Source organism: Aquabacter spiritensis, from assembly GCF_004346185.1.
GTDB classification, from domain to species: Bacteria; Pseudomonadota; Alphaproteobacteria; order Rhizobiales; family Xanthobacteraceae; genus Aquabacter; species Aquabacter spiritensis.
Genome location: NZ_SMAI01000004.1, coordinates 282,810 through 295,688 on the forward strand (window position 1 = coordinate 282,810; position 12,879 = coordinate 295,688).

General features: G+C 67.1%; 10 protein-coding genes. 2 read left to right on the top strand and 8 right to left on the bottom strand.

What is annotated here, in order from left to right; genetic code table 11:
• Window positions 1–39 precede the first annotated feature (39 nt).
• Complete coding sequence (locus tag EDC64_RS09365) at window positions 40–1,203, bottom strand: OsmC family protein (protein ID WP_132031010.1); 1,164 nt, start codon at window positions 1,201–1,203, stop codon at window positions 40–42.
• Window positions 1,204–1,359: 156 nt separating this feature from the next.
• Between EDC64_RS09365 and EDC64_RS09370 the strand changes: the two genes are divergently transcribed.
• Complete coding sequence (locus EDC64_RS09370; RefSeq protein ID WP_132031011.1) at window positions 1,360–2,190, top strand: AraC family transcriptional regulator; 831 nt, start codon at window positions 1,360–1,362, stop codon at window positions 2,188–2,190.
• 14 nt (window positions 2,191–2,204) lie between these two features.
• On the opposite strand, the gene EDC64_RS09375 is transcribed toward EDC64_RS09370, so the two are convergent.
• The 7 genes from EDC64_RS09375 to EDC64_RS09405 form a co-directional block, all read right to left on the bottom strand.
• Entirely contained in the window at window positions 2,205–3,527 is a 1,323-nt protein-coding gene (locus EDC64_RS09375; RefSeq protein WP_132031012.1) for a TRAP transporter large permease, read from the bottom strand.
• A gap of 31 nt (window positions 3,528–3,558) precedes the next feature.
• Window positions 3,559–4,086, bottom strand: a complete 528-nt coding sequence (locus EDC64_RS09380; protein WP_132031013.1) for a TRAP transporter small permease — start codon at window positions 4,084–4,086, stop codon at window positions 3,559–3,561.
• A 265-nt stretch (window positions 4,087–4,351) separates the two neighbouring features.
• The gene (locus tag EDC64_RS09385; protein ID WP_132031014.1) at window positions 4,352–6,022 is read right to left on the bottom strand and encodes a thiamine pyrophosphate-dependent enzyme; all 1,671 of its coding nucleotides are present in this window, start codon (window positions 6,020–6,022) and stop codon (window positions 4,352–4,354) included.
• A 14-nt stretch (window positions 6,023–6,036) separates the two neighbouring features.
• Window positions 6,037–7,524 (bottom strand): aldehyde dehydrogenase family protein, encoded by a 1,488-nt coding sequence (locus EDC64_RS09390; RefSeq protein ID WP_132031015.1) that lies wholly within the window; start codon window positions 7,522–7,524, stop codon window positions 6,037–6,039.
• A gap of 27 nt (window positions 7,525–7,551) precedes the next feature.
• A complete protein-coding gene (locus tag EDC64_RS09395) occupies window positions 7,552–9,057 on the bottom strand; it encodes a tripartite tricarboxylate transporter permease (protein WP_132031016.1) in 1,506 nt (501 codons plus the stop codon).
• On the bottom strand, window positions 9,054–9,503 hold the full coding sequence (locus tag EDC64_RS09400) for a tripartite tricarboxylate transporter TctB family protein (RefSeq protein ID WP_165933700.1): 450 nt from the start codon (window positions 9,501–9,503) through the stop codon (window positions 9,054–9,056). The genes EDC64_RS09395 and EDC64_RS09400 overlap by 4 nt, the downstream gene beginning before the upstream one ends.
• 173 nt (window positions 9,504–9,676) lie before the next feature.
• Complete coding sequence (locus tag EDC64_RS09405; RefSeq protein ID WP_132031018.1) at window positions 9,677–10,642, bottom strand: Bug family tripartite tricarboxylate transporter substrate binding protein; 966 nt, start codon at window positions 10,640–10,642, stop codon at window positions 9,677–9,679.
• A 458-nt stretch (window positions 10,643–11,100) separates the two neighbouring features.
• Here EDC64_RS09405 and EDC64_RS09410 point away from each other — a divergent pair, with 458 nt between their 5' ends.
• Window positions 11,101–12,501 (top strand): UbiD family decarboxylase, encoded by a 1,401-nt coding sequence (locus EDC64_RS09410; RefSeq protein WP_165933701.1) that lies wholly within the window; start codon window positions 11,101–11,103, stop codon window positions 12,499–12,501.
• Window positions 12,502–12,879 lie beyond the last annotated feature (378 nt).

Sequence of the window (12,879 nt, forward strand, 5' to 3'; positions counted from 1 at the left end):
CTCCCTGTTTGGTTTTTTTTCACCGGAGAGGCGTTGCTCTCAGGCGCCGTTCAGCGAGACCCCAAGCGTGACCGGGGTCTCGGTCTCCATCGATCGATGCAGGTAGCAGGTGGCCGCCGCGATCCGCTGCAGCGTCTCGAAGGTCTCGTCGTCCGCTTCGCCTTGCATGAACAGGTGGGTGTCGTAGGCGAAGGCTTCGCCGGTGCCGTCCCGCACCCCCCAAGGCGACATCTGCACGAGGCGCACGCCCCGGATCGGCAGCTTCATTCCGTCGATATAGCGGCTCAATTGGGTCATGTAGCAGAAGGCCACGGCCGCGGAGATGTGGGTGAGGCCGGTCGGTGCCCGCCCGCTCGCGGTCTCGTCCGTGGTGAACGCGAACACCGTGGCCCCCGCCCGGTTGAGGGCGACCCGGCTGTGATAGAGCCCGGTGGCGAAATCGCGGCTGCCTTCCCCGTTGACCTTCCAGGTCACGCGCCCGGCGGCGTTCTTGGCGCTGCCCGCGACCGAGGCGGTGTCCGGCGTCTTGTCCGCTGTGCGCACGATCGGATCGCCGACGATGCCGGGCTCGTCCGACCGCGCCGGCGGCTTGGAATATTTCAGGAACGGATCGGCTGGTGTCGGTGCTGTGGACGCCGCGAGGGTCGAGGGATCGCGGCGGCGCCCATTGCACACAAGCGAAAATGTGTTCTGGACCGGAACGCGGAGAAGCGCGAAGGCGGGCGAAGCGGCCATGGCTTCGCGGACCAGCGCTTCGATTTCCGAGCGCGGGGCGGTCGAGGCGGCGTCGACCCCGACTTCGACCCCCTCCGCATAGCCCCGCCCCGTCCCCGCGATGAAGGAGCCGCTCAAAGAATATTCCGTCGCCAGCGTGAGGGCGAGTGAGGACAGCGGCACGCCGTGCTTCAGCGCCGCGGAAACGATCCGCTGCTGCAGGTCTGACTGGAGACCGGCATTGAAGAAGCCGAGCGGAAACGGAGCCAGATCGGTGCCGTTGAGGTGCAGCCCCTCGTCGCTCGCCAAGCGCCAGATGGCGCCGTCGGCGCCTTCCCCGACCACCGCTTCCTTCAGATGCGGTCCCACTTGGCGGGCCTCGACGAGAAAGAGGTCCTGCCCCTCGGCCGCGATGCAGCCGGGGGCGGTCCGTCCCGCGGCCACCTTGAAGGCAGGATCGAAGTCGGCGGGGGCGTGGTGTTCGCTCATGAAAAGGGGCTCCTGGGGGATGACCTGCACGCCGTGGGGCGCAAAGCCGGAATGTGGTGCCAAATTAGGGGCATGGCGGAGGCAGAAGGGATCAATTAGGCTGCAGATCGTCTCGCCGGCGGCGACAGAGACCGCATCCACAGCAAAGGCGCGATCATGGCCGCAACTGACAGCCTCTCCGTCCTCTTCACCCGGTTCACGCCGGCCGCTCGCGTCTTCTATGCGGGTGAACTCTGCCGGACGTCGTCCTTCGAGGGCGGCGGCCCTTTGGGCCATCTGCACGTCGTGCGCGGGGGAGGCTTGAGTTTGGCGGAGCGTGGACGCGATGCGACGCGCGTGGAGGGCCCGGGCCTGGTCTTCTATCCCAGGGGTGTCGAGCATGTCGTGGCCCCGCTCGGGTCCGCGACGGACGTCCTCTGTGCGACTGTCGATCTGGGCGGCGGCGGAGAGGGGCCCTTGTCCAGGACGTTCCCGGACCGCCTCGTGATGGTCGGCGCCGAAATGGTTCCCCTGGCGCCGGTCTTCGACCTGCTGTTCGCGGAGGCCGCCGGCAGACGCTCCGGCCGGCAGGCGGCGCTCGACGCGCTCGTTCTGTTCTTCATGGTGCGACTGCTCCGCCACCTGATCGAGACCGCTCAGGTCCGAACGGGGCTTCTTGCCGCTTTGTCCGACGCGCGGCTCGCGCGGGTGGTCGAGGCGCTGCACGAACGGCCCGACAAACCCTGGACGCTGGAGGCGATGGCCGATCTCGCGGGAATGTCGCGCGCCCGCTTCTCCGAGCGCTTTAAGCGGAGCGTCGGCAGCACCTCCGGGGATTATCTGACGGATCTGCGGCTCGGTCTCGCGCGGCTGCTTCTGGCGAAGGGGCATCCCGTAAAGTCCGTGGCGAAGGCGGCGGGATATGCCGACAGCGCCGCCTTCGCGCGCGTCTTCCGCAAACGGACGGGATGCAGTCCGCGCGACTGGGCGAACGGTGCCTCGGGGTGAGCCGCCGCGCCGCCTCACCCGAACATCGCCTTCGGCAGCCATGACGCCAAGGCCGGGACCAGGAGAACGAGAATGCCGACGAAGCAGATGGCGAGCGTATAGGGAATGGCGCCTGCGAAGATCTGCCGAAGCGTGACGCTCGGGTCAGCCACGCAGCCTTTGACGGTGAAGACGAGCAGGCCGAAGGGCGGCGTCAGAAGTCCGGCCTCGATGATCAGGATCCCGAATATCGCGAAGGCGAGCGGATCGAAGCCGAGGGCCACGGCGATGGGGGCGAAGATCGGAACCGTCAGGAGGATGATCGAGACCGAATCGATCAGCGCGCCGAGGATCAGCCAGATGATCGTCATGAGCGCCAGGATTCCGACGACGCCGAGCCCGGACTCCAGCACGGTGCCCTGGACGGCGTTCACCACCCCGCCGAAGGCCAGAAGGCGGGAATACATCTGAGCCGAAATCAAGAGCACCATGATCGGCGCCGTCGTCCGGCCCGACTGGATGATCGCTTCCAGGATCTGCTTGCCGCGCAATCCCTTCAGCAAAGCGAGCGCGAGTGCGAACAGCGTCCCGAAGCCGGCGGCTTCCGTCGGCGTGAAGAAGCCGAACCACATGCCGCCGATGACCAGAACGACGATGCCGAGCACCCCCAACACGCCGATCCGTTCGCTGGTCGTCGGGGGCGGAAGGTCTCCGAGCGTGCCCCTGTCCCTGCCCGCCGGGGCGATCTCCGGACGCCGCAGCGCGGCGACGACGACATAAAGACCGAATGTCCCGGCCAGGATCAGGCCGGGGACGAGACCGGCCATGAACAGCGCGCCGACGCTCATTTCCGTCAGGATCGACCACACGATCATGAGCACGCTCGGAGGGATCAGCATGCCGAGGCTGGCCGACCCTGCAATCGCCCCCAGGGAAAAGCTCTGGCGGTAGCCGAGCTTCTTCATCTCGGGATAGGCGATGCGCGAGAAGGTGGCGGCCGCGGCGATCGACACCCCGGTCACCGCGCCGAACACGACGTTTCCGGCGATGGTCGCGATCGCGAGCCGCCCCGGCAGAAAATGCAGGACGCGGTTGCAGGCGCGATAGAGATCCCCCGCCGCGCCGGACCGCGAGACGAAATCCCCCATCAAGACGAAGAGGGGAATGACGGCGAACACCTCCTTGCGGATCGCCTCGTAGGCCGTGCTCTCCAGGATTGCGAGCGCCGCATCCCAGCTTCCGACCATCAGATAAATCCCCAGAACGCTGCAGGCGGCGAGTGCGATGGCGATGTGGAAGCCGAAAACGATGAGGAGGACGAGAAGGCCCACCGTCATCAGTGCGATGTCGCTGCCCATCGGTCGTCCTCCGGGTTCGTATGAGGCGGGATCAAAGGGCGGGGCTGCCGTCGGTCGCGGCAGGCGGGGCGGTCGTGTCGTCCACGAGCTGGCCGCGCAGATCCCACACGAACATCATCGCGTAGGCGATCGCGGAGAACGCCCCCATGACGACCAGTATGCCGCGGACCGGCCAGGTCGGCACCCGCAAGGCCCCCTCGCCCTCATACTCGCCGATGCGCAGCGCCGTCAGAAACGGCTCCCAGCTGGCGGAAGCCAGCGCGGCAAAGACGGCGGCGCCCATGAGCCAGCAGCACAGACGCAGGATCTTCCGTCCCGCCGGCCCCATCATGCCGTCGAGCGCCGACGTGCGAAGCATCGCGCCGCTGTAGATCGCCAGCGGGATCTGCAGGAAGGTGATGGCGACGACGGAATTCTGGATGATTTCCTTGGTGCCGGGGAGCGGGCTCGAAAACACCGAGCGCAGCGAGACATCGGCGAAGATGAGAAAGGCGAGGCTCATCGCCCACAGGGCGGAAATGATGTGCAGGACCTTCGCAAGCCGGACGCTTCCGCTCAAGGCCGTTCCCTCCCAGCTTCGGCCCGTCTCTTCTCGACCATCCAAGCCGAACGGCCTGGCGGCGGGAGACGTCGCCTTTGACCGGAAGCCTATGTCTGCTGGCGCGTGCGATCCGCTCGATGATCATGCAGATCGTCTCGCAAGCGGCGGCCGGAATGATGGATGGCGCGGTCGGGGGCAATGGGGCCAGGTCACGAGCCCGGAAGGTCCGGACTGGGTTTGGGCCGGCTTGCCGACGGATCCGGCCTGGGCCGGAATCCTGGTGTCAGAGGACGAAATCGGGCGTGAGCTGGGCCGGCGGGAGCGCGATCTCGATGATCGCCGGCATGCCCGCCGCCAGAGCGCGCGCCAGCGCGGCCGGGAAATCCGCGTCCGCGTGCACCGTCTCGCCGTGGACGCCATAGGCGCGGGCGAGGTCGGCGAAGCTCGGATTCGTCAGGCGCGTCCCGCTCTCGCGGCCCGGAAAGTGGCGCTCCTGATGGGCGCGGATCGAGCCATAGGCGCCGTTGTTCACCACGATCACCACGACGGGCAGATTGTGATGGACGGCCGTGGCGAAGTCCGGTGAGGCCATCTGGAAGCAGCCGTCGCCCGCGAGCGCCACCACCGTCCGCGCAGGATGGCGCAGCTTCGCCGCGATCGCCGCGGGCAGTCCATAGCCCATGCAGCCGGATTTCGGCGCCAGCTGGGTTCCGAACCGGCGGTAGCGATAAAAACGGTGCAGCCAGATGGTGTAATTGCCGGCGCCATTGGTGACGATGGCGTCGTGCGGCAGCGTCTCCGCCAGATGCAGGATCACCTTGGCATAATCGAACCCGGCATGGGCCGCCGGCGGGGTCTGATAGGCCTCGTAGACCGCCCGGCCCGCACGACGCCACTCCGACCAGCCCGTGCCGTCGAGCGGCGCCAGGGTGCGCAGGGCGGCGGCGAATTCCGGCGGCGCGGCGAGGATGGGCAGATCCGCATTGTAGACCCGGCCCAGTTCCTCGGCGCCGGGAAAGACATGGATCAGGCCCTGGTCCGGATCCGGCACTTTCAGCGCGTCATAGGCCTTGCTCGTCACCTCGCCGAGCCTGTCCCCGACCACCAGAAGGAGGTCGGCCGCCTTCACGCGCTGCGTCAGCGCGCGGTTCGAGCCGAGCGAGAGATCGCCGATATAGACCGGCGAGTCATTGTCGACAATGTCCTGGGCGCGGAAGCCGGCCACCACGGGCAGACCGTTCGTCGCGCAGAAGGCCGTGATATCGGCCGACGCCTGCGCGGTCCAGCCGCTGCCGCCGACGATGACGAGCGGCCGCTCGGCCGCCTGGAGCATGTCGTGGACGCGCTGCATCGAAGCGGGCGCCGGAACCGCCGCGACCGGCTTGAAGGCGGGGGCGTCGAGGACGGCGCTCATCTCGCCGAGCACGTCCTCGCCCACCGAAAGCACGACCGGCCCGGGCCGCCCATGGGTCGCGATATGGAAGGCGCGGCTGAGATATTCCGGGATGGCGTCGGCGCTCGGAATGTCGGCCGCCCATTTCGCCATGTCCGCGAAGGCGCGGCTGTAATCCATCTCCTGGAACGCCTCGCGGCCGCGATGGGCACGCGGCACCTGGCCGATGATGAGAAGGAAGGGCGTGGAATCCTGGAACGCGGTGTGCACGCCCACGGCGGCATGCATCGCACCGGGGCCGCGGCTGACGATGCACACCCCGGGTCGGCCGGTGAGCTTGCCGTCCGCCTCCGCCATATGGGCGGCGTTCGCCTCGTGGCGGCAGACGATGAAGCGCACGCCGCGCGCCGCGTCGCGCAGGGCGTCGAAGACGGGCAGGGCGCTCTCGCCCGGGACTCCGAACAGGGTATCCACCCCGTGGATGCGCAGCGCGTCCACCAGGAGGGTGCCGCCGGAGCGCAGGCGGGCGGGAGTTTCCGCATCAGGGGAAGCGGAGCTCATGAGACGTCTCTCCATCAGGCGGCCGGCTCGAAGACGCACAGCGTCTTCAGCTCGGAATAGAAATCGAGCGAGCGCACGCCGCCCTCGCGGCCGACGCCCGACCGCTTGAAGCCGCCGAACGGCGCCCGTTCGTCCCGCACGCGCCAGCAATTCGCCCAGACCGTGCCGCTCTGAAGACCGGCCGCGACCCGCTGGACCCGAGCGGAATCCGTGCTCCACACGGTCGCAGCGAGGCCGAATTCGGAGGCGTTGGCGCGGGCGAGCACCTCGTCCTCCGTGTCGAAGACCGAGAGGTGCGCGCACGGACCGAAGACCTCGCGGCGGCAGATCTCCGCATCGTCGGGCAGGCCCGCCCACAGGGTCGGCGCGACCCAATAGCCCTCCGCGAAGGGTTCGGACATTTCAAGGGCACCGCCGCCGGCGAGCACCTCAGCGCCATCGGCCTTGGCTTGCGCATAGAGGCCGAGCACCTTGTCGCGCTGGAGGGCGCTGATCGCCGGCCCGAGGGTCGTCTCGGGCGCGTGCGGATCGCCTGGCTTCAGCGCCAGCGCCGCGGCTGCCAGCCCTGCGGCGACCTGCGCGAAGACCGGGCGCGCGACGAACACCCGCTCCGTGGTCAGGCAGACCTGTCCGCAATTGTCGAAGAGGGAGCGCGCGGTGCCGGCAATGGCGGCCTTGAGATCGCAATCGGCGAAAATCAGCGCCGGATTCTTGCCGCCCAGTTCGAGCGACACGGGCCGCGGCCCGGCGGCGGCGGCGCGCATGATCGCCTCGCCGGTGCGCGTCTCGCCGGTGAAGGTGATGGCGTCGACGCCGGGATGGGCGACGAGGAAACCGCCCGCAGCGCCGGCGCCGTGGCCGTGCACGACGTTCAGCACCCCGTCCGGCAGGCCGCACGCGTGCGCCATGCGGGCCAGAAGTAGCGCAGTGCGTGGCGAATGCTCCGAGGGCTTCACCACCACCGCATTGCCGCATACCAGCGCCGGGGCCACCTTCCAGGTGAGCAGAAGCAAGGGGAGGTTCCACGGCGCGACGATGCCGACCACCCCGACCGGATGCCGCAGGACCGTGTTGCGGGCGCGGGCCCCGCCGGGCAAGGCAGTCTCGAACGTTTCCGCCGGCGCGTCCCGGGCAATCTGCGCAAAGGCGCGGAAATTGGCGATCGCGCGCGGGATCTCCACCTTTGTCGTGGGCGTGATCGGCTTGCCGGTGTCGGCGATCTCGGCCGCAACGAGCGCTGCGAGATTCGCCTCCATATGGGCGGCGAGCCGTTCCAGGAAGGCGATGCGGGCGTCGAGCGTGGTCTTCCCCCAGGGACCGCGCAGCGCGCGACGGGCGGTCTCGACCGCCGCGTCCACGAGCGCCGCGTCCGCCTCCGCGACGCGGGCATTCGGGCGGCCAGTGGCCGGGTCGTGCTTGTCGAAGGCGGCGGCGATCGGCACGTCGCGTCCGTCGATGAAGCAGGGCACGGCATCGCGCGTGCCCGAGACGGACGGGCTCATGGGCGTCTCCTCGGGGTTCTTGTGGCCTCACTCGTCCTGGAAGACCTCTTCGCGGCGCTTGCGGATGAAAGGCAGCGCGACGGAGATCAGGAGGGCGACCGAGAGGATGAGGAAGGCGAGGCTGATGGGCTTCTGGATGAAGACGGAAAGATCGCCGCGACCGGTGATCAGGCTGCGCCGGAAATTCTCCTCCAGCATGGGGCCGAGCACGAAGCCCATCAACATGGGCGCGGGTTCGGCGTCGAGCTTGCGCAGGAGATAGCCGAGCAGCCCGAAGCCGATCATCAGATAGATGTCGAACACCGAATTGCCGACCGAATAGACGCCGATGGAGCTCACCACGACGATCAGCAGAAACAGGAAGCGGTAGGGCAGGCGCAGAAGGCGCACCCACAGTCCGATCATCGGCAGGTTGATGATGATCAGCATCAGATTGCCGATGAACATGGAGGCGATCAGCCCCCAGAACAGATCGGGCTGGCGCGTGATGACGTTCGGTCCGGGCGCGATGCCGTGCAGGGTGAGGGCGCCGACCATCAGCGCCATGGTCGCGCTGGTGGGAAGGCCCATCGTGAGGAGGGGGATATAGGAGGTCTGGGCGGCGGCGTTGTTGGCGGATTCCGGCGCCGCGACGCCTTCAATCGCCCCGCGGCCGAAGCGCGAGGGGGTGCGCGAGACCTTCTTTTCGAGGGCGTAGGACGAGAAGGCGGCCATGGTGGCGCCACCGCCGGGGAGCACGCCCATGAGCGAGCCCAGCGCGGTGCCGCGGAGAATGGCGCCCGAGGCCTGACGCAGGATGGCCCAGGACGGCATGAGATTGGTGATCTTCGCGCTGTTGATCGCCCGCGTGGTGTCCTGCTCCAGATTGCAGATCACTTCGGCGACCCCGAACAGGCCGAGCGCGATGGCGACGAAGCTCACGCCGTCGGACAGTTCGATGAAATCGCCGGTGAGGCGCGGCATGCCGGTGTTCACGTCCATGCCGATCATGCCGAACAAGAGGCCGAGCACGATCATCGCGACCGCCCGGAACAGGGAGCCGTTGGCGAGCACCACGGCGCAGACCAGCCCGAACACCATCAGCGAGAAATAGTCCGGGGAGGTGAAGGATTGCGCCACGCGGGCGAGCGGCGGCCCGGCGAAGGCGATCGTCAGCGTGCCGATGCATCCGGCGATGAAGGAGCCGATGGCGGCGATGGCGAGCGCCTCGCCCGCCCGGCCCTGTTGCGCCATGCGATAGCCGTCGATGGCGGTGACGACCGATGTCGATTCACCGGGAATGTTGACCAGGATCGCGGTGGTCGAGCCGCCATATTGGGCGCCGTAATAGATGCCGGACAGCATGATGATCGCGCCCACCGGTTCGAGCGCGAAGGTGGCGGGCAGCAGAAGCGAGATCGTCGCCACCGGACCGAGCCCCGGCAGCACGCCGATCAGCGTGCCGCAGAGCGCCCCGATCAGGCAGAAGAGCAGGTTGTCGAAGGTGAGGACGATGCCGAAGCCGTGTCCGAGAAGCTGGAGACTTTCGATCATGGCAGCACGTCCACGGGAATGCCCAGAAGCCAAACGAACAGGACCGTCGAGGCGGCGGCCAGCGCGGCCCCGAAGACCAGGCTCTGCCACAGCACGGATTCGCGGGAGGCGAAGCTCGCGATGAGGGTCTGGGCGAGGATGGCGACCACGAGGCCCAGCCGGTCGAGCAGCAGGGCGAAGGCGAGAAAGGAGGCGAGGATCAGGATTGCCGCCCGGGCGTTCATGGGTGCGACGGGCGGTCCCACCACGACGAGGCCGCGCACCAGGAGCACGGCCCCCATGCCCGCGAGGATGAGTGCGATCAGCAGCGGAAAATAGCCCGGCCCCATGTCCAGAGCGGTGCCGATATCGAGGCTCGCTATGTACCAGAGCGCCGCGCCGGCGATCGCCACGAGCAGGAGGCCGGACCAGAAGTCCACGCCTCCCCGGACAAGTTTGATCCTCATCATCCCTCTCCAGGCCTCCCGGCCGGCACGCGCGCCGCACCGACGCGACGGGGATCGGGCCAAGCGGGGCGGGCGCTGTGCCCGGCCGCCCGGCTTCGCGCGGATCCCATTTTACGTGAACGTTTAGCGCCGTCCCTCCGCCCCGCCGCATCGGCGGGGCGGAGGGGATCCGGTCAGTTCTTGGTGGATTTGATCTCCTTGAGGAGGTCGGTCCACTGCGCCACTTCCTTGGCGATCGTGGCCTGGTACTCCGCCGGGGTGGTGAAGACCGGGCTCGCCCCGATCTTGGCGAAGGCTTCCTTCACCTCGGGGTCGGCGGCCATCTTCTTCAGCGCCTCCGACATGCGGGCGATGATCGGCTGCGGCGTGCCGGGCGGGGCGATGATGCCGTTCCAGGATTCCACCGAGAAGTCCTTGACCCCGGTTTCCTCCACCGTCGGCAGGTTCGGCGCGAAGGAGCTGCGCTTGCCGGACGTCACTGCGAGGCCGCGCACGGTGCCGGCTTCCATCTGCGGCAGCGCGTCGGTCATGTTGGTGAAGGAGAGATCGACCTCGCCGGCCACCACGGCGGCGGTGGCGGGGGCGCCGCCCTTGAAGGGCACATGCAGCATCTTGGTGCCGGTGCGGGTGTCGAACAATTGCACCGAATAGTGCATCAGGCCGCCGGCGCCGCTGGAGCCGTAGGTGAGCTTGCCGGGATTGGCCTTGGCATAAGCGATCAATTCGGGGATCGAGGTGATCGGGAGCTTGGGATTGACGATGACCGTCTGCGGAATGGTGCTGACGATGCTGATGGGCGCGAGATCCTTCAGCGGGTTGTATTGGGTGGTCTGGGCCACCGGCGCCACGGAGACCGCGCCGACGCTGCAGACGCAGAAAGTGTACCCGTCGGGCGCCGATTTCGACACCAGATCCGTGCCGACGATGCCGCCGGCGCCGGGCTTGTTCTCGACCACGACCGTCTGGCCGAGATCCTTCTCCAGGAAGCGGGCCGTGATGCGTCCCGTGAGATCGGTATAGCCGCCGGGCGCATAAGGCACGATCAGCTTGATGGTCTTGGTCGGCCACTTCTCCTGCGCCATCGCCGCGGGCGATGCCAGGACCGCGACAGACATCACGGCTGCCATCAACGTCTTCATCGAATTCTCCTCATTCCCTGGAAGGTTCAGGCGATTGTGCCGCCTTGTCGTTCGCGGGCAGAAGCCGGATCGAAAGGCCCGGCCGACATCGAAGAGGCAGCCCGCATGGGGGCACCCAAGATAACCACTTGATTTTTTAGCTAAGTGACAAAGCTAGTCAAGCCGCGATTCACGGCAGGCACTGGCGCGCAACAGGGCAGCGTGGACGCCGTGCGAGAGGTGGACAGGTGTTGGAAGCCTCAATCGCTGCACATTCTCTGCTCGCTCCGGACCAGCGGCGTCGAGGCCGCGGCAGAGGATGGTCCTGCCGGCCGGGGGAGGGGGCGCGGCCGGCCCCGCCGCGCCTGGGGCGCACATATTGACTAGCTTCGTCACTTAGCTAATTTGCTATGGAACGCGGTCCGCGTTCCTCGGCGCCGTTCGGCCGCCCGGCATTTCTTCGACATTGCGGAATTCTCATGGTGCTCTCGAATTCGGTGGATACGGGCTTCCGGCCCGCCCTTGCGCGGCTCGCGGCGGACGGGCGGATCCGCACCTTCAACCGGGAGGCCGATCCGCATCTCGAGATCGGCGCGCTGATGAAGAAGCTCGACGGCCAGGAGATGCTGCTGTTTCCCAAGGTCCGGGGCTTCGATACGCCGGTGGTCGGCAATCTCCTGAGCAGCCGCGAGAATTGCGAATCGGCTTTCGGCCGGGACTATAAGGGCATCCGCGAGACCATCTCGCAGGCGCTCACCGCGCCCTTGGCCCCGGTCGTGGTCGAGACGGCCCCGGTGCACGAGGTGGTGGAAACCGCGAATATCGATCTCGGCAAGACCCTTCCCGCGCTGTTCCATGCGCCCAAGGATGGCGGGCGCTACGTGACGTCGGGCATTCTGGTGGCGCAGGACCCGGAGACCGGGGTCTACAACGCCTCTTATCACCGCCTTCAGCTGATCGGCCCCGACAGGCTCGCCATCAAGCTCGATTACGGCCGCCACCTGCGCCTCGCCGTCGAACGCGCGCAGAAGCAGGGCAAGACTCTCCAGGTGGCGGTGTGCATCGGGGCCGATCTGGCGCTGCATTTCACGGCGGCCACCATGGGCTCGCAGATGCCGGAAAATCTGGACGAACTTGCCGTGGCCGGCGGGCTGTCCGGCCGGCCGCTTTCGGTGGTGAAGGGGCGCACGGTCGACCTCATGGTCCCCGCCGAATGCGAATATGTGCTGGAGGGCGAGATCAGCGCCGATGAGGTGCATCTGGAGGGGCCGTTCGGCGAGTTCGTCGGCTTCGCTGCCCCAGCGGCGGATGCGCCCGTCCTGAAGGTCACGGCGCTGACCCGGCGGGCCAAGCCGATCTACCATGCCATCAACGGCTATGGCCGCGAGACCATCATGCTGCGCAAATACGTGCTGGAGGCGAGCCTGCTGAAGGTTCTGCGCGCCGCGGTGCCGATCGTCACCGACGCCGAAATGACCGCCGGCGGCCTGCACCGCTTCCACGCCATCCTCCAGGTCGACAAGCAGGGCCCGCAGCATGAGGGCCTGCAGCGCAACGCCATCCTCGCGGCGTTCGGCGCGCTGAAGGACCTCGACATGGTCATCGTGGTGGATGACGACATCGACATCCGCGACCCTGCCGACGTCGAATATGCCCTCGCCACCCGCATGGAGGCGTCCGGCGACCTCATCGTCATCCCCGAAGCGCGCGGGCATGAATATGTCCGGATCAGCCGCAATGGCGTGCGCGCCAAGCTCGGCATGGATGCGACCGTGCCGGCGGGCGAGAAGGAGCGCTTCCGCCGCGTCGCCTTCTCCCCGGTCCAGGTGACGCCGGACATGTTCTCGGCCGGCGCGCAGACGATGGCGGACCTGCTGTAAGGCGGGGGAAATGAGCGGTCTGAAAGGGCTTAGCCGTCTGCTACCGGTCGATCCGGGGTCTGAGACCAGGGCTTTTTTCCTTGGCGATGCGGAGGCCGAATTCGACGCTCTTAGCGGAAGCGGCGTCCCACGGAATTTCTGACCAGATATGGTGCTTTAGGTGGCTCACATAAGTTGTGATCCCATCGGACCTGGGCCACTTGAAAAGTTATGACCTAAGCGTTTTTACCTTTGTATCTTTTGCTGTCAGATGGTGCAGATTTCACAATATTGAATTTATGGAAAATATTTAGTTGCAATTATTGTAGCAACTACACTCAATATCGCGCTTAATATTGCAATAATTAAATCTCTGTTTCTTTCGGCAATATTATTCCA